Below are 21,469 nucleotides of genomic sequence, written 5' to 3' on the forward strand. Positions count from 1 at the left end.
TTACCTCACAATGCAGCGCGCAGCGCTTCACGAATCAGGGTTTCACTGCTGGCATCCGGTTTAGCAATTTTGCTCACCATCCGGCTGGCCTCCTGAGGTTTATAGCCCAGCGCCACCAGCGCGGCAACCGCTTCCTGCTCGGCATCATCATCCGATGCAGGCGCGCCCGGGGAAGTCAGCACCAGATCGGCTGCCGGCGTGAACAGATCGCCATGCAGACCTTTAAAGCGGTCCTTCATCTCGACAATTAAACGCTCGGCAGTTTTCTTCCCGATGCCCGGAAGTTTAATTAACGCAGCCGGATCTTCACGCTCAACGGCGTTCACAAACTGTGGCGCTGACATACCGGACAGAATCGCAAGCGCCAGCTTCGGCCCGACGCCGTTGGTTTTGATCAATTCGCGGAACAGGGTGCGTTCCTGTTTGTTATTGAATCCGTACAGCAGCTGAGCGTCTTCACGCACCACAAACTGGGTAAAGACAACCGCCTCTTTGCCCGCCTCCGGAAGCTCGTAGAAGCAGGTCATCGGCATATGGACTTCATAGCCCACGCCACCCACTTCCAGCAGCACTAACGGGGGTTGTTTTTCAATGATGATGCCTCTGAGTCTGCCTATCACGTGACGCTCCTGCGTTCTGGAAGAAATTATCTGCCGACATAATAAAAAAAGGCTGGATAAACATCCAGCCTGATTTGTCATTATCGTAACCTGCCTCGCGCCAGATTGAGCCGCGACTCGCTCATTTGCATCGCATTCTGGCTGACGTGACAGTGGGTAATCGCAATGGCCAGCGCATCCGCGGCGTCGGCCTGCGGGTTCGCAGGGAGCTTCAGCAGGGTACGCACCATGTGCTGCACCTGGCTTTTCTCCGCGCTACCAATGCCCACCACCGTCTGCTTAACCTGACGGGCCGCATACTCGAACACCGGCAGATCCTGGTTCACGGCGGCAACAATCGCCACGCCGCGCGCCTGACCGAGCTTTAACGCCGAGTCAGCGTTTTTCGCCATAAAGACCTGCTCGATGGCGAAATAGTCCGGCTGAAACTGAGTGATGATCTCCGACACGCCCGCATAGATGAGCTTCAGGCGCGACGGCAGATCGTCCACTTTAGTGCGAATACACCCACTGCCGAGGTAGGTTAACTGGCGTCCCACCTGACGGATAACGCCATACCCGGTGACGCGTGAGCCTGGGTCAATCCCGAGAATAATCGACATCACGCGTCTCCTGTAACGGATCTACACGCTCTCATCAGAGAGTCGCTGCAACCTCATCAGAGATTTCACCGTTGTGGTACACTTCCTGTACGTCGTCGCAGTCTTCGAGCATGTCGATCAGACGCAGCAGTTTCGGTGCGGTTTCCGCATCCATGTCCGCTTTGGTAGACGGGATCATGGAGACTTCAGCGTTATCCGCCTTCAGGCCAGCCGCTTCCAGCGCATCACGCACGGCCCCCATCTCTTCCCATGCGGTGTAAACATCAATAGCGCCGTCGTCGTAGGTCACCACGTCTTCCGCACCGGCTTCCAGCGCCGCTTCCATGATCGCATCTTCGTCGCCTTTCTCGAAGGAGATGACGCCTTTTTTGCTGAACAGGTACGCTACAGAACCATCAGTGCCCAGGTTGCCGCCGGTTTTGGTGAACGCGTGGCGCACTTCCGCAACGGTACGGTTACGGTTGTCGGACAGACACTCAACCATCACCGCCGTACCGCCAGGACCGTAACCTTCATAAATGATGGTTTCCATGTTCGCGTCTTCATCACCGCCCACGCCACGTGCGATTGCACGGTTCAGGGTGTCACGCGTCATGTTGTTGGACAGGGCTTTATCCACCGCCGCGCGCAGACGAGGGTTAGACGCCGGGTCGCCGCCGCCCAGACGCGCCGCTGTCACCAGCTCACGAATGATTTTGGTAAAGATTTTACCGCGTTTGGCATCCTGTGCCGCTTTGCGGTGTTTGGTGTTGGCCCACTTACTATGACCTGCCATAAAAAGTTCTCCAAAAATCGCGCCTTCTCAGGCAGCGTTAATTACAAATTCTTCAATCGCCTGCCGGTTGCTCCACGACTTGGTCAGTGCGGCGGCATCCGCCGCATCCACCCAGCGGTAGGTCAGGTGTTCCGTGAACACGATCTCCCGCTCATGAGGAAGCGCAAGGCAGAACCATGATTCCGTATTGCGCTTAATTCCCGGTGCATAGCGATGACGTAAATGGCTAAAAATTTCAAACTCCACCGTGCGCTGACAGTCCTTCAGGGTCAGTTGCTCGTAAGCAACATCAATGGCGACCTCTTCCTTTACTTCACGCGCGGCGGCCTGCGGTGCGGTCTCCCCCTCTTCCAGGCTGCCGGTAACCGACTGCCAGAAATCCGGATCGTCGCGCCGCTGCAACATCAGCACCCGCTTCGTGTCTTCTGCATAAATGACCACCAGAACCGAAACGGGACGCTTATATGCCATATCAGTTTTTCTCTTCCTTCTTCACCACCTCAATGCCCAGCTCAGCCAGCGCGGCCGGGTTGGCAAAGCTTGGCGCTTCAGTCATCAGACACGCCGCTGCGGTGGTTTTCGGGAAGGCGATCACATCACGGATGTTGTCGGTGCCGGTCAGCAGCATGGTCAGACGGTCAAGACCGAAGGCCAGACCCGCGTGCGGAGGCGTACCGTATTTCAGCGCGTCCAGCAGGAAGCCGAATTTCTCACGCTGCTCCTGTTCGTTAATGCCCAGGATGCCGAACACGGTCTGCTGCATTTCACCGCTGTGAATACGCACGGAACCGCCGCCCACTTCGTAGCCGTTGATGACCATATCGTAGGCGTTTGCCACCGCGTCTTCCGGTGCTGCCTTCAGTTCTGCCGCCGTCATGTCTTTTGGCGAGGTGAACGGGTGGTGCATCGCGGTCAGGCCGCCTTCACCGTCGTCTTCAAACATCGGGAAGTCGATCACCCACAGCGGCGCCCATTTACTTTCGTCGGTCAGGTTCAGGTCTTTGCCGAGCTTAAGACGCAGTGCGCCCATCGCATCCGCAACCACTTTCTTGTTGTCTGCGCCGAAGAAGATCATGTCGCCGTCCTGCGCGCCGGTGCGCTCCAGGATCGCTTCCACGATGTCCGCGTTCAGGAATTTCGCCACCGGGCTGGTGATACCTTCCAGACCTTTCGCACGCTCGGTCACTTTAATATAGGCCAGACCTTTCGCGCCGTAGATCTTGATGAAGTTGCCGTAGTCGTCGATCTGCTTACGGCTCAGAGCCGCTCCGCCCGGCACGCGCAGTGCCGCCACGCGGCCTTTCGGATCGTTAGCCGGGCCAGCAAAGACCGCGAACTCAACGGCTTTCACCAGGTCTGCCACGTCCACCAGCTCCATCGGGTTACGCAGGTCTGGTTTGTCGGAGCCGTAGCGACGCTCGGCTTCCGCGAAGGTCATGATTGGGAAATCGCCCAGCTTGACGCCTTTCACGTCGTTCCACAGGCTACGCACCAGGGCTTCCATCACTTCACGCACCTGCTCAGCGGTCATGAAGGAAGTTTCCACATCGATCTGGGTAAATTCTGGCTGACGGTCAGCGCGCAGGTCTTCGTCGCGGAAGCATTTCACAATCTGATAGTAGCGATCGAAGCCAGACATCATCAGCAGCTGTTTGAACAGCTGTGGAGACTGCGGCAGCGCATAGAATTTGCCTTTATGGACGCGGGATGGCACCAGGTAATCGCGCGCGCCTTCCGGCGTGGCTTTGGTCAGCATCGGGGTTTCGATATCAAGGAAACCGTGGTCATCCATAAAACGGCGCACCAGGCTGGTGATTTTCGCACGGGTTTTCAGGCGCTGAGCCATTTCCGGACGACGCAGATCCAGGTAGCGGTATTTCAGACGCGCTTCTTCGGTGTTGACGTGGTTGGAGTCCAGCGGCAACGCTTCCGCGCGGTTGATGATCGTCAGATCGGACGCCAGCACTTCGATAGCGCCGGTCGCCATGTCGGCGTTGACGTTTTTCTCGTCACGCGCACGCACGGTGCCCGTCACCTGAATGCAGAACTCATTGCGCAGCTCAGAAGCCAGCTTCAACGCATCAGCGCGATCCGGATCGAAGAACACCTGAACGATACCTTCGCGGTCACGCATATCAATAAAGATAAGGCTACCAAGATCGCGACGACGATTGACCCAACCACACAGGGTGACCTGCTGCCCGACGTGGGACTGACGCAGCTGCCCGCAATATTCTGTACGCATGAGATATCCCTTAATTAGCCGCAGGCTGATTGTCGCCTGTCTCGCAGGCTACGATGTCGCAGCTTTCTGTATGTCACAACTGGATGAAAAAAGGCGGCTATTATACTGGAAATTCTGCCGCACGATAAGAGCGAAGCACGGCCTGACGCGCGTTTGCTGAACTCTTATTGCCTATTCTCACAAAAATTAACAAAATTATCCGACCGATAACAGGCCATCACGTCGTAAGGTGTAGAAAAGCAATCATTTGACGGGAGCGACGATGTTTACACTTGATGCCACCAAAACCGCCCTTGTGGTCATTGATTTACAGGAAGGCATTCTGCCTTTTGCCGGTGGTCCGCACACCGCTGACGATGTGGTCAGCCGCGCTGCGCGCCTGGCAGAAAAATGCCGCGCCAGCGGCTCGCCTGTTATTATGGTGCGCGTCGGCTGGTCCGCTGATTTCGCCGAAGCGTTAAAACAGCCGGTTGATGCTCAGGCCCCGGCGCAGGCGCTGCCGGATAACTGGTGGACATATCCTGTCTCGCTCGGTAAACGCGACAGCGATATAGAAGTCACCAAACGCCAGTGGGGCGCATTCTACGGCACCGACCTGGAGCTCCAGCTGCGCCGTCGCGGGATCGACACGATTATTCTGTGCGGGATCTCCACCAACATTGGTGTGGAATCCACCGCCCGTAACGCCTGGGAGCTGGGCTTTAACCTGGTGATCGCGGAAGATGCGTGCAGCGCAGCCTCTGCGGATCAGCACCAGGGCAGCATGACCCATATCTTCCCGCGTATCGGTCGCGTGCGCAGCACGGATGAGATCCTCAGCGCGCTATGATGTACGTGGGCCTGCCCCAGTGGTCGCACCCGAAATGGGTGCGCCTGGGTATTACCAACCTTGAAGAGTATGCCCGACACTTTAACTGCGTGGAGGGCAATACCACGCTGTACGCTCTGCCCCGCGCGGAGATCGTCGAACGCTGGCGCGAGCAAACCACCGACGACTTCCGCTTTTGCTTTAAATTCCCGGCGACCATCTCCCACAACGCCGCGCTGCGCAACTGCGATGATTTAACCCACGAGTTTTTCACCCGGATGTCGCCTCTGGCCAACCGTATTGGCCAGTACTGGCTCCAGCTTCCCGCCACGTTTGGCCCACGCGACCTGCCCGCCCTCTGGCAGTTTCTCGAGGCCCTGCCACTTGATTTCACCTACGGCGTAGAAGTGAGGCATCCGGAATTCTTTGCCAAAGGCGACGCGGAGAAAGCGCTCAATCGCGGCCTGCATGAACGATCGGTCAACCGCGTGATCCTCGACAGCCGCCCCGTGCACAGCGCAATCCCGCACAGCGAAGCCGTTGTTGATGCCCAGCGCAAAAAACCGAAAGTGCCCGTCCATGCGATCGTAACGGCGCAGAACCCGATGGTCCGGTTTATCGGCAGCGATAACATGCAGCAAAATGAGGAGATGTTCGCCGTCTGGCTGCAAACGCTGGCGAAATGGGAGCACACCACCACGCCGTACCTTTTTTTACATACGCCGGATATCGCACAGGCGCCTGAACTGGTCGATGCTCTCTGGCAGGCCTTGCAGCAGGCGGTTCCGTCGGTTGGCCCCGCGCCGTCCATCCCACAACAATCTTCTCTTTTCTGAAATCACCCCCTATCATAGAGACGTGCCATCTGCCAAAAACAGGGAGTTAGTATGGTCAGCGCGCTGTATGCGGTGTTAGGTGCATTACTGCTGATTAAGTTTTCATTTGATGTTGTGCGCCTGAGAATGCAGTACCGCGTCTCGTACGGTGACGGGGGCTTTTCTGAGCTGCAAAGCGCAATCCGGATCCACGGCAACGCGGTCGAGTACATTCCCGTCGCGTTAATTTTACTGCTGTTAATGGAGATGGATGGCGCTGAAACCTGGATGGTGCACGTCTGCGGGCTGCTGCTGATAGCAGGGCGTTTGATGCATTATTATGGTTTTCACCACCGCCTGATCCGCTGGCGTCGTTCCGGCATGAGCGCGACCTGGTGCTCGCTTTTGCTGATGGTGCTGGCTAACCTTTGGTATATGCCGTGGGAGTTGGTTTTCTCCTTCCATTAGCGCACAATATGCCCCTTTATTTTTCCCGGATTTTTACGTTATGTCAGATCGCGACACGCTTTTTTCCGCGCCTATCGCCAGCCTGGGCGACTGGACCTTTGATGAACGGGTAGCCGAAGTCTTCCCGGATATGATCCAGCGCTCTGTTCCCGGTTATTCCAATATTATCTCCATGATCGGCATGCTGGCGGAGCGTTTTGTTCAACCCGGCACGCAGGTCTATGACCTGGGCTGTTCGCTGGGAGCGGCAACGCTGTCCATTCGTCGTAACGTTCATCACGAAGGCTGCAAGATTGTGGCTGTCGATAACTCACCGGCCATGGTCGAACGCTGCCGTCGCCACATTGACGCGTATAAAGCCCCTACGCCTGTGGAGGTGGTAGAAGGCGATATCCGCGATATCGACATCCAGAACGCCTCGATGGTGGTTCTGAACTTTACCCTTCAGTTCCTGGTGCCGGACGATCGTCAGCGGTTGCTGGATAAAATTTATCAAGGCCTTAACCCGGGCGGCGCGCTGGTGTTGTCTGAGAAATTCAGCTTTGAAGACGCCAGCGTGGGCGAACTGCTGTTCAACATGCACCATGATTTCAAGCGTGCAAATGGCTACAGCGAGCTGGAGATCAGCCAGAAGCGCAGCATGCTTGAAAACGTCATGCTGACGGATTCCGTAGAAACCCACAAAGCGCGCCTGCGCAAAGCCGGATTTGAACACAGCGAACTGTGGTTCCAGTGCTTTAACTTTGGTTCTCTGGTGGCGCTGAAAGCCGGAGACGCAGCATGATCGAGTTCGGTAATTTCTATCAGCTGATTGCCAAAAACCATCTTTCCCACTGGCTGGAAACCCTGCCTGCGCAAATTGCCACCTGGCAGCGCGATCAGCAGCATGGTCTGTTGAAGCAGTGGTCCAACGCCGTGGAGTTTCTGCCTGAACTGACGCCTCATCGTCTGGATTTACTGCACAGCGTGACGGCGGAGAGCGAAGAGCCGCTCCCGGCCGGGCAGATCAACCGCATCGAAACGCTGATGCGCAACCTGATGCCGTGGCGCAAAGGGCCGTTTTCACTTTACGGCGTAAACATCAACACCGAGTGGCGCTCCGACTGGAAGTGGGATCGCGTTCTGCCGCATTTATCCGACCTGACCGGGCGCACCATTCTGGACGTGGGCTGCGGTAGCGGCTATCACATGTGGCGCATGATCGGCGCAGGCGCGCATCTGGTCATCGGTATCGATCCGATGCAGCTGTTCCTGTGCCAGTTTGAAGCGGTGCGTAAGCTGTTGGGTAACGACCAGCGTGCGCACCTGTTGCCGCTGGGTATCGAGCAACTCCCTGCCCTGAAAGCCTTTGATATCGTTTTCTCGATGGGCGTGCTGTACCACCGTCGTTCCCCGCTGGAGCATCTCTGGCAATTGAAAGATCAGCTGGTCAGCGGCGGCGAACTGGTGCTCGAAACGTTGGTTATCGAAGGCGATGAACATGCCGTTCTGGTGCCGGGCGATCGCTATGCGCAGATGCGCAACGTTTACTTCATCCCTTCCGCGCTGGCGCTGAAGAACTGGCTGGAGAAATGTGGGTTTGTCGATGTACGCATCGCCGATGTGTGCGTGACGTCGATTGAAGAACAGCGTCGCACCGACTGGATGATCACCGAATCGCTGGAGCAATTCCTCGACCCGGACGATCACAGTAAAACCATCGAAGGCTATCCGGCCCCGATGCGTGCGGTATTGATTGCGACGAAGCCGTAGTTTGTGCCGGGTGGCGGCTGCGCCTTACCCGGCCTACGCGTCGCACGTTTTCTCCAAAATAGTTCAAGTTGCAGCAAGGCGGCAACGCAGCGAATCCCCGGGAGCTTACATCAGTAAGTGACCGGGGTGAGCGAGGCGGCCAACGCGGCTGCGGCTTGAAATATGAAGGAGAAAAAAAGGCCCCTGTTGAAATTGCAGGGGCCTGGTACAAGCAAGCATCATATTGGGCGACATGATGCGCGGTAAAAATCGGTACGTTGCTACACGTGATGACGTTCAATCAACGATTTCATTACCGCAACCGACTCTCCATCCACACCGTAGCGCGAGTACTCATCCGCTTCAGCATCCGTCGACATTGACAACCCTGTATTGCGATAACGCATGGGTGAAGGTATCCATTTACCCGCTGAGCTGTGCAGCTCTTCCACCCCTGCGTTTAAAAACAGTTCCAGATTGCTGGCGCGTACTCCTGCGCCCGCCATGATTATTGGAACACCGGAATGTGCTTTTAGTTCCGTAATTAATTTCAGTCCTTTTTCAGCCGAGGACTGCTGGCCCGACGTCAGAACGCGCGCCACGCCCAGTTCTGCCAGCGTATCAAAGGCTTGTATCGGATCTTGACACATATCGAACGCACGATGAAAAGTGACCGCCATCCCCCGGGCGGCGCGCATGACCTGACGCATACGCGGAAGATCGATGTTGCCGTCTTCGTCCAGTACACCGATCACCAGCCCCGGAAAACCTAAATCACGGACGAGGGCGATATCCTCAAGCATGGCACTGAACTCACCCGCCGTATAACAAAAATCACCGCCGCGCGGGCGAATAATCGGGTGCACCGGAATAGTGATGGCCTGACGGGCTGATTTCAGCACGCCAGAGGACGGGGTTAATCCTCCTTCTTTCGGTGCCGCGCAAAGCTCGATGCGATCGGCCCCGTGCCGTTGCGCAGTGACGGCACACTCCACGCTGTAACAACAAATTTCCAGCAGCGCCATGTCATCCTCCTTAAATTTCACTCAACGTATCATCGTGGCACGTTGCCCGATTGGTGTCTGGATCGACGCTCACAATGCTTACGCTTCGCTGGCGACGATCTGCTCGATAGTCCAGGGATGGAATTTCACCGTCACGTTGCCGTCCGTTACGGCAAGCGTAGGGTTCGGTAAGCGTTCGCGCTCCCCTTTTGGCGAGCTGGTTTTGACGAAAATACCCGGCTGGCTTAACCCCTCGTCGGAAAGCAGCGCCAGCGCACGGGCGTTCAGCGTCTCGGGTTCCCCAGGCAGAACAATTTCGATATGCTCCCAGCCTTCGTGCGGATAACGCTTCTCTCCTGGCCAGGGCAGTTCCACAACGGTGAATTGCCAGTGCGCCACCGTTACCGGCGCATGAAGTTTGAACAGGCAAATCGGGCGACCGTTAATGATATTCTCTGACAGCAGTTCTCCGCACTGCTCAAAGCCACGCCGCCAGCGTTCGGCGGTGGCATTCTGGTGGCAGCGCAAAGAGATGTGATCGGCCTCAAGCGGCGCGATATCCAGCCCGAGACGGGTGGCAAGTTCTGTGAACGCCTGGGTGAAGCGCGGTAAATCTGCGGAAATATCATGCAGTTCGTCAATGGTGTGCCAGTTCGCCATAGGTCAGTCTCGTTTCGTGTCGCAAAGCCGCTAATTTACTCTGTTGCCCTCTGTCGACCAACAGCAGAATCACGGTTTTTTCGACTGCATGATTATGCATACCGTCTTCGCCTGGATTCTGAGCGATCTTCGCCCCCCGCAGGGCTGACGCCCGAGGGCATTTGCAGTATACTCCCGCCCTAAATTCTTAAACTGGCGTGGGTGTTTTTTACCCGCATCAAAAACGTAAGGTATCCAGGTGAATATTCAGGCTCTTCTCTCAGAAAAAGTCAGTCAGGCACTGATTGCCGCAGGTGCGCCTGCGGATTGCGAACCACAGGTTCGTCAGTCAGCGAAAGTACAGTTTGGCGACTATCAGGCTAATGGCGTGATGGCAGTGGCTAAAAAACTGGGCATGCCGCCGCGACAACTCGCTGAGCAGGTACTGACGCATCTGGATCTCACCGGCATCTCCAGCAAAACCGAAATCGCCGGTCCAGGCTTTATCAACATTTTCCTTGAGCCTGCATTCCTGGCAAGCCACGTTGACGCGGCGCTGAAATCTGACCGTCTGGGCGTGGCTCAGCCAGAAGCGCAGACCGTGGTGGTTGACTACTCCGCGCCAAACGTGGCGAAAGAGATGCACGTCGGTCACCTGCGCTCCACCATCATCGGTGACGCGGCAGTGCGTACCCTGGAGTTCCTTGGTCACAAGGTGATCCGCGCTAACCACGTAGGCGACTGGGGCACGCAGTTCGGCATGCTGATCGCGTATCTGGAAAAACAGCAGCAGGAAAACGCAGGCGAAATGGCGCTGGCAGACCTGGAAGGTTTCTACCGTGAAGCCAAAAAGCACTATGACGAAGACGAAGCCTTCGCCGAGCGCGCGCGCAGCTACGTGGTGAAACTTCAAGGTGGCGACCCGTACTTCCTCGAGATGTGGCGCAAGCTGGTGGACATTACCATGTCCCAGAACCAGCTTACCTATAATCGTCTGAACGTGACCCTGACCCGTGACGACGTGATGGGTGAAAGCCTGTATAACCCGATGCTGCCAGGCATTGTGGCGGACCTGAAAGCTAAAAATCTGGCGGTGGAAAGCGAAGGCGCAACGGTGGTGTTCCTTGATGAGTATAAAAACAAGGAAGGCGAACCGATGGGCGTGATCGTCCAGAAAAAGGATGGCGGCTATCTTTACACCACCACCGACATCGCCTGTGCGAAATACCGTTACGAAACCCTGCATGCGGACCGCGTGCTGTATTACATCGACTCCCGTCAGCATCAGCATCTGATGCAGGCGTGGACTATCGTGCGTAAAGCGGGTTATGTGCCGGATTCCGTGCCGCTGGAACATCACATGTTCGGCATGATGCTGGGTAAAGACGGTAAGCCGTTCAAAACCCGTGCGGGCGGCACCGTGAAGCTTTCCGATCTGCTGGATGAAGCGCTGGAACGCGCGCGTCGCCTGGTGGCCGAGAAGAACCCGGACATGCCTGCTGACGAGCTGGAGAAACTTGCTAACGCGGTGGGAATTGGCGCGGTGAAATACGCGGATCTCTCCAAGAACCGTACCACCGACTATATCTTCGACTGGGACAACATGCTGGCGTTTGAAGGCAACACGGCGCCATACATGCAGTACGCTTATACCCGGGTACTCTCCGTCTTCCGTAAAGCCAATATCGACGAAAGCGTGCTGGCGAATGCTACGGTGTCTATTACCGAAGACCGTGAAGCACAGCTGGCTGCCCGCCTGCTTCAGTTCGAAGAGACGCTCTCCGTGGTCGCGCGTGACGGTACGCCGCACGTTATGTGTGCTTACCTGTACGATCTCGCCGGTCTGTTCTCTGGCTTCTACGAACACTGCCCTATCCTCTCTGCCGAGAACGAAGCGGTGCGCCACAGCCGCCTGAAGCTCGCGCAGCTGACGGCGAAGACCCTGAAGCTCGGTCTGGACACTCTGGGTATCGAAACCGTAGAACGTATGTAAAAAATAAACCCGGCAAGCGCCGGGTTTTTTATTATCAGAAATACTTCCGCAAATACTCCGTCAGGCACAGTATCGCCATCGCCTGCCCGTACGGCATCGACGTGAGCGGTATCTGGCGATAAAACTCAAGATCGCTTCCCATCCCGGTCCCGAACGAGGTTTGCAGCAGCTCCCCTTCCGGCGAGATGTTTTTCACGATACCGCGAATCGCTTTCTCCGCCACCTCTGCGTACTCTGCGCCGACATAACGCTTGCGCACGGCTTTCAGAATGCCGTAGGCAAACCCTGCCGTGGCCGACGCCTCCAGATAAGATTCAGGATCGTCCAGCAGCGTATGCCACAAGCCACTCTCGTCCTGACATTTTGCCAGTGCGGCGATCTGCGCGTTCAGTACCTGCACCAGATAGCGACGAACGGCGTTGTTTTCCGGCAGATCCACCAGCTCGAGGAAATCCGGGATCACGATGGTCAGCCAGCTGTTGCCGCGCGCCCAGCGGGCCCGGGCAAAGTTGTGATTGCCGTCGTAATTCCAGCCGTGGAACCACAGCCCCGTCTCCCGATCCATCAGGTTCTGTACGTGGAGCAGGAACTGATAGATCGCCTCCTCGACGTACTCCGGCTTGTTCAGCAGCTTGCCGATTTTCGCCAGCGGCAGCACCGTCATCATCAGCGTGTCATCCCACATTTGCTGATGGTTCTCTTCCGCCAGGGTGATGTGCTGCATGCCACCATGTTCGGTGCGCGGCATCTCATTCATCGCCCATTCCGCCCAGCTTTCCAGCCACGGCAGCCAGGCCGGGTTTTTGGTCTCTTCGTAGCGATACGCCAGCGTCAGGAACGGCGACATGGTATTCACGTTTTTGGTGGTTGCGCCTTCAGCGAAACGGTCAGTAAACCAGCTGTCGATAATCTCGCGCATGCCTTCGTCACCGGTCTGGCAGTAATACTGCCAGATACCGTATAAACCGACGCCGTGGGTCCATTCCCATCCGGCCCAGCCTTTGGTGTCGATCACGCGCCCGTCGTCCAGCCGCAGCAAAAACTCACCCGTTTTGTCGTGGATATTGACCAGGTTATGCGTCACCTTTTGAATCAGCGATTTCAGCTCATCCCTGGCGATAAAGCGCTCAGGCTGACGCAGTAACGGGCTATGTTTGACAGGCCAAACTTTCATCATCTTAACCTCTGTTGTATGTCGAATTCAGTACCGCGCGATCCTTCAGCGAAGGGGCCGCCGGCTTATTGCGATTCAGATAACCGATATTGTTGTTGCCCCACAGGGATTCATACGGCATACCGGCCAGCATCTCCACGGTGGCGCGGGCCTGCGGGGTCACCGCCTCTGGCATCGCATGGCCGGACTCGCGCATTTTCGCGGTCTCTTCACGCAGGGTGCTGTGGGTCTGCAAATTGAGTTTGAAGCGCAGGGAGACCAGGAAGCCGCAGAACAGTACCAGAATGGTGCCGACGCTCAGGATCATCAGGATAGTGTGGCTCACTTCCGCAGGCTGCACTTTTTGCCCGCTGACAAAGCCAGACATCTGCATCACGATCCCCACCAGCATTACCGCACCGGCCTGAGACGCTTTACGGGTCAGCGTCATGATGCCCGCGAAGATCCCTTCGCGACGCTGGCCGGTGATCACTTCGTCCACGTCCGCAATGTAGGTGTAGGTATTCCACGGTACGTAGTTGATCCCCCCGCGACCAAGACCGGCAACCGCAGAGATCAGCAGCAGCAGAGCGTAAACGTCGCTCAGGCCCGCGTAATAAAGTACCGCGTAAGAGAGCGAAGCCAGACCAAACAGCACGACCACCATGCGGTAAGACGGCGCAGGCCCGAAGCGAATGCACAGCGGGATCATGCCGATCACGGCGAGGAACTGGAAGATGGCCATCGTGCCCAGCAGGTTGGAAGCCATTGACGCCTCCTGCATCAGCACAAATACCACGTAATAGGTAAACACGGCATTAAAGACGTCCTGTGCGATGTAGCCGCCAAGGTACATCCCCAGATGCTGGCGGAAAATCTTGATACGCAGCGTCGAACTTAATTCAACAAAAAGGCGATTCAGGCTCTGGCCCAGGGTCAGCTTTTTCTTCTCTTCTTCAGCACGCAGGGCCGCTTCAGACCACTCTTCCCGCGGGCGCTCCCAGGTAAAGAACCAGACGAACGTAAGCATCAGCGCGCAGAGTACGGAGAAGACCAGGCTTGCATAGAAGAAGGAGATCGCGTTGTCTTTGCCGAAATGCGTGAGCAGGATCCCCGGGAGGAAGGAAGCCAGAATAGCGGACATCTGCGCCATAGAGATACGCGCCCCGGAGAATTTGGTTTTCTGTTTGAAATCGTCCGTCATCTCCGGCACCAGCGTTTCGTATGGCACCAGGATCATGGTGTAGACGATATCAAAGATCAGATAGGTCAGCAGGTAGTACCAGAAACTCATGTCCCCTACCCACATCAGCGAGTAGCTGAAAACGCAGGGAATACCGAGCATGATGAAGAACTTACGACGGCCAAAACGCTTGCCCAGCCAGGTGGTGCCAAAGTTATCGGTTAAAAAGCCCATTAACGGGCTGACAACCGCATCCAGCACCCTTGCGGCGGCGAAGATAAAGGTTGCTTCAATCGGTGTGAGTCCACAGAAGGTGGTATAAAAATACAAAAGCCAGGCGGCCGTCAGGGCGGTGGTTCCCGCCCCGAGGAAGTCCCCTGACCCGTAAGCAAGATAATTTGCGAGTCCAATTTTACGTGTTTTCATTGCCGTCAACCCTAATCAGTTTTGGGAGACTCCCTGTAAGCAAACCTCGTCCGGGAGTTTTTACACGGCTACAGTAAAAGTATCGACCTGTTGATACCTTTCTGTTTCTGCCATCACAAAGGGGTGAATGGCAAAAATGCAAAGAGTGTCAATACGCGTGTCACTGATTTATAAAACAGCGTTTCTTTTGTATCAAAAGGGAAGGTCAATTTTGCGAGCCAGCCTTCAGAAATGCCTGAAGACTGGTGAAAAGGCAGGCAGTTAGCGGTAGTTGACGAGCACCTCGTTGCGCTGAACTTTCAGCGCCGGGATCAGACGTCCACCGCCTGGCACTTCCCAGATAAAGCGTAAAGGCTCCTGAGCAGACACCCCGTTGAAGGCCTGGGTGGTGCCACTTTGTCCCTCGATTTCCGCGCAGCGGGTCAGCGAGCACAGCCGCACCCGCAACCCGGCTGGTGTGGGTCCCGTCAGGGTGTAATTCCAGGCCACCAGCGTCATCTGCCCGGACACGGGCTCAGAGGCGGACAACGGACGGGAGGAGATCGACTCCCCGCGATGGTTGAGCGTTAAGCCTATACTGTTGGCCTGCCATGCCCCCTCGCCTGCGGCCTGCGCCGCCAGCGGGAAAAGTAAGATCCACAGCCACTTCCGCATTATTTCCCTCCTATGGTCGCCGTCATGCGAATATTGCGGTTATCGGACAGCTCCATATTCGACAGCACCACCAGCTGGTTCAGGCTCCGGCGCAGGAAGCGCGACAGCAGCGGACGCAGCGCATGATTCACCAGCAGCACCGGCGGCGCGCCCAGCATCTCCTGACGCGCCAGCGCCTCCTGGGTTTGCGCCAGTAATCTGTCCGCCAGACCCGGCTCCAGCCCGCCACCGCCCTGCAACGCCTGAAGCAGCAGCCGTTCCAGCGGTGTATCCAGGCCAATGACCTGCACTTCGCCGGTTCCCGGGAACCATTGCTGGGTAATGGCGCGTCCGAGCGCCACGCGTACCACCGCCGTCAGTTCGTGCGGATCGCTTTGCAGCGGCGCATGTTCGGCCAGCGTCTCAAGGATGGTACGCATATCGCGAATGGGCACCTTCTCGTCGAGCAGGTTTTGCAGCACTTTATGCAGGGTGGTTAAGGTCAGCACGCCCGGCACTAAATCTTCGGTCAGCTTCGGCATCTCCTGCGTTACGCGGTCGAGCAGCTGCTGCGCCTCCTGACGACCAAACAGTTCCGCAGAGAACTGGCCAATCAGATGGTTGAGGTGCGTCGCCACCACGGTACTGGCCTCAACAACCGTGTAACCCTGGATCTGCGCCTGCTCTTTCAGAGCGCTCTCAATCCAGATTGCCGCCAGACCAAAGGCCGGGTCGGTCGTCTGCTCACCCGGCAACGTGCCTGCGGCCGTGCCCGGGTTAATTGCCAGCCAGCGGCCGGGGTACGCATCACCGCTGCCGATTTCTACCCCTTTCATCAGGATGCGATAGCGCGCGGGCGGGAGATCCATGTTGTCCCGGATGTGGACCACCGGCGGCAGGAAGCCCATATCCTGGGCGAATTTTTTACGAATGCTGCGGATACGGCCAAGCAGTTCACCATCCTGCTGGAAATCCACCATCGGGATCAGGCGGTACCCCACTTCCATCCCCAGCGAATCTTCGAGCTGAACGTCGTTCCAGGTGGCCTCCACCGCCTGGGTGTTCTCAGGCATTTTGACCGGCGCTGGCTCTGCCTTAGGCTGCGTTTCACGGCCACGCATCCACCAGGCAAGGCCCAGCAGCGCGGCAGTAAACAGCAGGAATACCAGGTTTGGCATGCCAGGCACCATACCGAGCAGGCCCAGTACCGCCGCGGAGAGCAGCATAACGCGCGGGTTGCTGAACAACTGCCCCACCATCTGCTCGCCTACATCCTGATCGGTGCTGACGCGGGTCACAATCACACCCGCCGCGGTGGAGATCACCAGCGCCGGGATCTGCGCCACCAGACCATCACCAATGGTCAGCAGCGTATAGCTTTCCGCTGCGTGGCCCATGTCCATGCCGTGTTGCAGCACGCCGACAAGCAGGCCGCCGACGACGTTAATCACCATGATCAGAATGCCCGCGATGGCGTCACCGCGCACAAACTTACTCGCACCGTCCATGGAGCCGTAGAAATCTGCCTCCTGGGTCACTTCGGCACGGCGTTTTTTTGCTTCATCTTCCGCGATCAGCCCGGCATTCAGGTCGGCGTCGATGGCCATCTGCTTACCCGGCATCCCGTCGAGCACGAAGCGCGCGCCTACTTCTGCGATACGCCCCGCACCTTTAGTGATAACCATGAAGTTGATAATCACCAGAATGACGAACACCACGATACCGATGGCGAAGTTGCCGCCCACCAGGAAGTGACCGAAGGCTTCGACCACCTTGCCCGCCGCCGCCGCGCCGGTGTGCCCTTCCATCAGGATGATACGCGTGGAGGCAACGTTCAGCGCCAGACGCAGCAGCGTGGTGAACAGCAGGATCGTTGGAAACGCGGCGAACTCCAGCGTGCGCTGGGTGAACATCGCCACCAGCAACACCATGATGGACAACGCAATGTTGAAGGTGAAAAGCAGGTCGAGAATAAATGCCGGTAACGGCAGCACCATCATCGACAGAATTAGCAGGATCAGAATCGGTCCGGCAAGGATCTGCCATTGCGTCGATTTCAGGTTGCCGGGCAGGCGCAACATTGCCACCAGATTAGCCATCAGTGTCCTTCTCGTTCAAAAAATCCAGTGCTTCAGGCACCGGAAGGTTCTCAGGTTTTACAGGTCGTTGACCGCCCGCTAAACGCCAGCGTTTCAGTTGCCACACCCAGGCCAGCACCTCTGCGACAGCGGCGTAGAGCTGGCCCGGGATCTGTTGTCCAATTTCCGCGTGGCGATACAGCGCACGGGCCAGCGGCGGTGCTTCCAGGATCGGTACGCGGTTTTCCGTCGCGATTTCACGAATGCGCAGCGCAATCAGTCCGGCCCCTTTCGCCACCACTTTCGGCGCGCTCATTTTGTTTTCGTCGTACTGAAGCGCCACGGAGTAGTGGGTCGGGTTGGTGACGATGACGTCGGCTTTCGGCACATCTTCCATCATGCGCCGACGCGCGGCGGCACGCTGCATCTGCCGGATACGGCCCTTAACGTGGGGGTCGCCTTCCATCTGTTTATATTCATCGCGGATGTCCTGACGCGACATTCGCAGCTTTTTGATATGGGAATAGATCTGGAAGATAACGTCGAACGCCACCATCGGAATAATGCTGAGTACCACCAGCAGCGAGCATAACCCGACCAGGTTCAGGGCATTTTTCATCGCCGTCATCGGGGACTCGCTGATCAGGCGCATCATCTCCGGCCAGCGGTGCCACAGAAAAAACCCGGCTGTACTGCCCATAAGAAGCGATTTCAGGATCGCTTTAAGAAGCTCAGCCCCGGTTTGCGCGGAGAACATTTTCGCAATACCGGGTAGCGGGTTGAGCTTGGAGAATTTCGGTTGCAGCGATTTACCGCTGAACACCAGGCCACCGAGCATGACCGGCGAAACAAGGGCCACGATGACCACGCCCGCGATCAGCGGCAGCAAGGCGATCATCGCGCTTTTCACAAGGTTGATGATTTGAATGAGGATCAGATTGGGGTCATTGACCATGCTGTGATCAAAACGTAAGCCAGCAGAGAGCATTCCCGCCAGTCTGCGGGCGAGCATCTCCCCGCCCCACCAGATTATGCAGACGCCCACCACCAGGATCAGCAGGGATGTCAGCTCTCGGGATCGGGGGATCTGCCCATCCTCACGGGCTTTTTCAAGTCGGTGGGGTGTGGGGGCTTCTGTTTTGTCGTCGTTCTCTTCTGCCACTGTGCCTGCTCGCAGCCCATTAATTCACGGGTATCATGCCAGCGCAGAGAAAATCCAATGGCGGGAAAAGCCCGTTTATTCGGGCTCTTTTCGCTGTTTTTGTTCTGAGCTGCCTCAGGCCGCGTTAACGACCTGAGGCAGAACGGGCAATCAGAAACCAAGGCTATCCAGCAGATCGTCCACCTGATCCTGGCTTGCCACCACGCCCGCTTTGCTGGTGTCAAGCTGTGGACCATTGAGCAGGCTTTCGTTCTCGCGTTTCGGACGGGCAGCCGGTTCCGGAATGTTCTCCAGCAGCACCATCAGCAGCTGACGTTCAATCTCCTGAATCACATCCATCATGCGCTTGATCACCTGGCCGGTAAGGTCCTGGAAATCCTGCGCCATCATGATGTCCAGCAGCTGGGCGTTAGTGAAGCTGGTGTGGCCCGGCACGTCACCCAGGTACTGACGGGTATCCGTTACCAGTTCGCGGGCATCCGCCAGCTCAATAGGGTTCTCAAACCACTCATCCCAGCGTTTGCTCAGCGCTTTCGCACCCTTCTCCATGGCATCCTGGTGCGGCTGCGAGGCTTCAACGCTGTTCAGCGCACGCTCGGCCGCCTGCGCGGTCATCTGCACGACGTAGTCCAGACGGTCGCGCGCGTCAGGGATGGCTTCCGCCGCTTCGGCGATCGCCTGGTCCAGCCCCAGCTCACGCAGGCTGTCGCGCAGCATGCGGGTCAGGCTACCAATGCGGGCAATAATGTCGCTCGGCGAATGTTCTTCAACGGGTTTCATAGCAGGTTGCAACATATCCATCACCTCACATGCCGAGTTTCTCGAAGATCTTCCCGAGCTTCTCTTCCAGAGTCGCCGCGGTGAATGGCTTCACCACGTAGCCGCTTGCGCCCGCCTGTGCAGCGGCAATAATGTTCTCTTTCTTCGCTTCTGCGGTCACCATCAGCACCGGCAGAGAGGCCATGCCTGCATCCGCGCGGATGGTTTTCAGCAGTTCGAGACCGTCCATGTTCGGCATGTTCCAGTCGGAAATCACAAAGCCAAACCCGCCAGCCTGGAGCTTGTTCAGCGCATCCACCCCGTCTTCTGCTTCTTCAACATTGTTGAAGCCCAGCTCTTTCAGCAGGTTGCGCACAATGCGACGCATGGTGGAAAAGTCATCCACAACCAAAAACTTAAGCTCTTTATCCGCCATAAAATAATACTCCTGAGTCAAATACGTATTGCCTGTCCGGCACTGATTTTCGCCAGCATCTGCTGGCTTACCTGGCTAAGATCGACCACTTCGCTTACGCCACCCATATTGATGGCCTCGCGCGGCATGCCGAACACCACACAACTTGCTTCATTCTGCGCAATCGTCCAGGCGCCAGCCTGGTGCATCGCAAGCATTCCGGCGGCGCCGTCGTTACCCATCCCCGTCAGGATCACCCCAACGGCGTTGCGCCCCGCATGTTTCGCCACCGAATGAAACAGCACATCCACCGACGGACGGTGCCGGTTAACCGGCGGCCCGTCATGAATTTTGACTTGATAGTTCGCCCCGCTGCGCGCCAGCTCCATGTGCTTGTCACCCGGGGCGATATAGGCGTGACCCGGCAGCACGCGCTCGCCGTCTTCCGCCTCTTTCACGCTGATCTGGCACAGCTTATTCAGGCGCTCCGCGAACGAGCGGGTAAAGCCCGGCGGCATATGTTGCGTAATCAGAATACCCGGGCTTGAGAGCGGCAATGGCTGGAGTACATGGCGAATTGCCTCTGTTCCTCCGGTTGACGCGCCAATCACCAGCAACTTTTCCGAGCTGAGTAACGGCCCCGCCTTCAGGGTTGCCGGGGCTGCCGTCGGTTTATGCGCGGCAAGCTTCGCCCGGGACGCGGTGCGGATCTTCTCGGCGATCATCTCGCTGTACGCCAGCATCCCCTCGCGAATGCCGAGCTGCGGCTTGGTGACAAAATCCACCGCCCCCAGCTCCAGCGCGCGCAGGGTGATTTCTGAACCCTTACCGGTCAGAGATGACACCATCACCACCGGCATCGGGCGCAGGCGCATTAATTTTTCCAGGAAATCGATGCCATCCATGCGCGGCATTTCAACATCCAGCGTCAGCACGTCGGGGTTATATTTTTTGATTAAATCCCGCGCGACCAGCGGATCGGGCGCTGTCGCCACCATCTCCATATCGCTGTGGCTATTGATGATTTCGGTCATGATCTGACGCATCAGCGCCGAATCATCGACAGACAATACCCTGATTTTACTCATGCTTTTTCCTTACTCAGCGCATATACCGTTTGCCCACGCAGGCTAAACTCACGCACGAGGTTGCTGAAGTTTTCCGAGTGCCCGGCAAACAGTAAACCGTCAGGCTTGAGCAACGGAACAAAGCGACGCAAAATGTCCTGCTGCGTCGTTTTATCAAAATAGATCATCACGTTACGACAAAAAATGGCGTCGAATGGCCCCGGCACGTTGTACTGCTTATCCAGTAAATTAACGGGGGCAAATTCCACGCAGTTCGCCAGCTCCTGGCGTACGCGCACCAGTCCTTCATGCGGGCCGGTACCGCGCATGAAGTAACGCTGTAGCTGCTGGGGAGACAGCGTTTTCAGCTCATCCTGGCGATAAACGCCGTTACGGGCTTTTTCCAGCACTTCCGTGTCGATGTCGCTGGCGTACACTTTCCAGCGACCCGGCGCCATGCCCAGGGTGTCCGCCAGGGTGATGGCCAGCGAGTACGGCTCTTCCCCGGTAGAGGCCGCCGCGCTCCAGACGCGATACTCTCCGCCACGGCGGCGGGCGTGTTCCGCCAGCACCGGGAAGTGATGCGCCTCGCGGAAAAACGCGGTCAGGTTGGTGGTTAATGAGTTGATAAATGCCTGCCATTCGGCGCTGTTCTGGTTCGCTTCGAGCATGCTCAGATAGCGGCCAAAATCGTCCAGCCCCAGCGTGCGCAAGCGCCGCACCAGCCGGTTGTAGACCATGTCTCGCTTATGGTCCGCAAGCACGATCCCCGCACGCTGGTAGATTAACTGACATATCCGACGAAAATGCGCGTCGGACAGCGCGAGGCGCTGTGTCATCTGCAACAATAATGACGTTTGCCCTGAGGGCATGGGTGATGTCATAGCGCCTTC

Annotated in this window: 22 protein-coding genes; 6 read left to right on the forward strand and 16 right to left on the reverse strand. The window is 57.1% G+C overall.

The window, feature by feature from the left end; translation table 11 throughout:
• Window positions 1-5: 5 nt before the first annotated feature.
• From ruvA to aspS, 5 genes are all read right to left on the reverse strand, one after another.
• Window positions 6-620 (reverse strand): Holliday junction branch migration protein RuvA, encoded by a 615-nt coding sequence (gene ruvA, locus L384_RS02875; protein ID WP_003859751.1) that lies wholly within the window; start codon window positions 618-620, stop codon window positions 6-8.
• Window positions 621-700: 80 nt separating this feature from the next.
• Complete coding sequence (gene ruvC / locus L384_RS02870; RefSeq protein ID WP_003859749.1) at window positions 701-1,222, reverse strand: crossover junction endodeoxyribonuclease RuvC; 522 nt, start codon at window positions 1,220-1,222, stop codon at window positions 701-703.
• A 34-nt stretch (window positions 1,223-1,256) separates the two neighbouring features.
• Window positions 1,257-1,997, reverse strand: coding sequence for a YebC/PmpR family DNA-binding transcriptional regulator (locus L384_RS02865; protein ID WP_003859747.1), 741 nt, complete (start codon window positions 1,995-1,997; stop codon window positions 1,257-1,259).
• A gap of 27 nt (window positions 1,998-2,024) precedes the next feature.
• A complete protein-coding gene (nudB, locus tag L384_RS02860) occupies window positions 2,025-2,468 on the reverse strand; it encodes a dihydroneopterin triphosphate diphosphatase (protein ID WP_023324874.1) in 444 nt (147 codons plus the stop codon).
• Window position 2,469: 1 nt separating this feature from the next.
• Window positions 2,470-4,242 carry an aspartate--tRNA ligase gene (aspS, locus tag L384_RS02855; protein WP_023324875.1) on the reverse strand — a complete coding sequence of 591 codons (1,773 nt, stop codon included), beginning with the start codon at window positions 4,240-4,242 and terminating at the stop codon, window positions 2,470-2,472.
• Window positions 4,243-4,504: 262 nt separating this feature from the next.
• Between aspS and L384_RS02850 the strand changes: the two genes are divergently transcribed.
• The 5 genes from L384_RS02850 to cmoB are packed head-to-tail and all read left to right on the forward strand — an operon-like array spanning window position 4,505 to window position 8,085.
• Window positions 4,505-5,071: a hydrolase gene (locus L384_RS02850; RefSeq protein ID WP_023324876.1), complete on the forward strand. Its 567-nt coding sequence runs from the start codon at window positions 4,505-4,507 to the stop codon at window positions 5,069-5,071.
• Window positions 5,068-5,886, forward strand: a complete 819-nt coding sequence (locus tag L384_RS02845; RefSeq protein ID WP_023314350.1) for a DUF72 domain-containing protein — start codon at window positions 5,068-5,070, stop codon at window positions 5,884-5,886. Before L384_RS02850 ends, L384_RS02845 begins: the two co-directional genes overlap by 4 nt.
• A gap of 51 nt (window positions 5,887-5,937) precedes the next feature.
• Window positions 5,938-6,333: an MAPEG family protein gene (locus L384_RS02840; protein WP_003859737.1), complete on the forward strand. Its 396-nt coding sequence runs from the start codon at window positions 5,938-5,940 to the stop codon at window positions 6,331-6,333.
• Window positions 6,334-6,373: 40 nt separating this feature from the next.
• Window positions 6,374-7,117, forward strand: a complete 744-nt coding sequence (gene cmoA / locus L384_RS02835; protein WP_003859735.1) for a carboxy-S-adenosyl-L-methionine synthase CmoA — start codon at window positions 6,374-6,376, stop codon at window positions 7,115-7,117.
• The gene (cmoB, locus tag L384_RS02830; protein WP_023324877.1) at window positions 7,114-8,085 is read left to right on the forward strand and encodes a tRNA 5-methoxyuridine(34)/uridine 5-oxyacetic acid(34) synthase CmoB; all 972 of its coding nucleotides are present in this window, start codon (window positions 7,114-7,116) and stop codon (window positions 8,083-8,085) included. The genes cmoA and cmoB overlap by 4 nt, the downstream gene beginning before the upstream one ends.
• Before the next feature lie 260 nt (window positions 8,086-8,345).
• Here cmoB and cutC read toward each other — a convergent pair whose 3' ends face one another.
• A complete protein-coding gene (gene cutC, locus L384_RS02825) occupies window positions 8,346-9,089 on the reverse strand; it encodes a copper homeostasis protein CutC (RefSeq protein WP_023324878.1) in 744 nt (247 codons plus the stop codon).
• Between the two features lie 78 nt (window positions 9,090-9,167).
• On the reverse strand, window positions 9,168-9,728 hold the full coding sequence (locus L384_RS02820; RefSeq protein WP_015570274.1) for a VOC family protein: 561 nt from the start codon (window positions 9,726-9,728) through the stop codon (window positions 9,168-9,170).
• A 238-nt stretch (window positions 9,729-9,966) separates the two neighbouring features.
• Here L384_RS02820 and argS point away from each other — a divergent pair, with 238 nt between their 5' ends.
• Window positions 9,967-11,700: an arginine--tRNA ligase gene (argS, locus tag L384_RS02815; RefSeq protein WP_023324879.1), complete on the forward strand. Its 1,734-nt coding sequence runs from the start codon at window positions 9,967-9,969 to the stop codon at window positions 11,698-11,700.
• A gap of 34 nt (window positions 11,701-11,734) precedes the next feature.
• On the opposite strand, the gene L384_RS02810 is transcribed toward argS, so the two are convergent.
• The 9 genes from L384_RS02810 to cheR all read right to left on the reverse strand — a co-directional run bounded on the left by L384_RS02810 (window position 11,735) and on the right by cheR (window position 21,460).
• The gene (locus L384_RS02810; RefSeq protein WP_003859729.1) at window positions 11,735-12,874 is read right to left on the reverse strand and encodes a beta-galactosidase BglB; all 1,140 of its coding nucleotides are present in this window, start codon (window positions 12,872-12,874) and stop codon (window positions 11,735-11,737) included.
• Between the two features lie 4 nt (window positions 12,875-12,878).
• Window positions 12,879-14,462, reverse strand: a complete 1,584-nt coding sequence (locus L384_RS02805) for an MFS transporter (RefSeq protein WP_023324881.1) — start codon at window positions 14,460-14,462, stop codon at window positions 12,879-12,881.
• Between the two features lie 261 nt (window positions 14,463-14,723).
• A complete protein-coding gene (locus tag L384_RS02800; RefSeq protein WP_023324882.1) occupies window positions 14,724-15,116 on the reverse strand; it encodes a flagellar protein FlhE in 393 nt (130 codons plus the stop codon).
• On the reverse strand, window positions 15,116-17,194 hold the full coding sequence (flhA, locus tag L384_RS02795) for a flagellar biosynthesis protein FlhA (RefSeq protein ID WP_003859723.1): 2,079 nt from the start codon (window positions 17,192-17,194) through the stop codon (window positions 15,116-15,118). The genes L384_RS02800 and flhA overlap by 1 nt, the downstream gene beginning before the upstream one ends.
• Entirely contained in the window at window positions 17,187-18,335 is a 1,149-nt protein-coding gene (gene flhB, locus L384_RS02790) for a flagellar biosynthesis protein FlhB (protein ID WP_023324883.1), read from the reverse strand. The genes flhA and flhB overlap by 8 nt, the downstream gene beginning before the upstream one ends.
• A gap of 150 nt (window positions 18,336-18,485) precedes the next feature.
• Window positions 18,486-19,130, reverse strand: coding sequence for a protein phosphatase CheZ (gene cheZ / locus L384_RS02785; protein ID WP_003859718.1), 645 nt, complete (start codon window positions 19,128-19,130; stop codon window positions 18,486-18,488).
• Window positions 19,131-19,140: 10 nt separating this feature from the next.
• A complete protein-coding gene (cheY, locus tag L384_RS02780) occupies window positions 19,141-19,530 on the reverse strand; it encodes a chemotaxis response regulator CheY (protein WP_000763862.1) in 390 nt (129 codons plus the stop codon).
• 17 nt (window positions 19,531-19,547) lie between these two features.
• The gene (locus L384_RS02775) at window positions 19,548-20,597 is read right to left on the reverse strand and encodes a protein-glutamate methylesterase/protein-glutamine glutaminase (protein ID WP_023324884.1); all 1,050 of its coding nucleotides are present in this window, start codon (window positions 20,595-20,597) and stop codon (window positions 19,548-19,550) included.
• Window positions 20,594-21,460: a protein-glutamate O-methyltransferase CheR gene (gene cheR / locus L384_RS02770; RefSeq protein WP_003859714.1), complete on the reverse strand. Its 867-nt coding sequence runs from the start codon at window positions 21,458-21,460 to the stop codon at window positions 20,594-20,596. Before cheR ends, L384_RS02775 begins: the two co-directional genes overlap by 4 nt.
• Window positions 21,461-21,469: the final 9 nt, after the last annotated feature.

The sequence above is a fragment of the Enterobacter sp. MGH 38 genome (genome assembly GCF_000492855.1).
Taxonomy (GTDB): Bacteria; Pseudomonadota; Gammaproteobacteria; order Enterobacterales; family Enterobacteriaceae; genus Enterobacter; species Enterobacter hormaechei_C.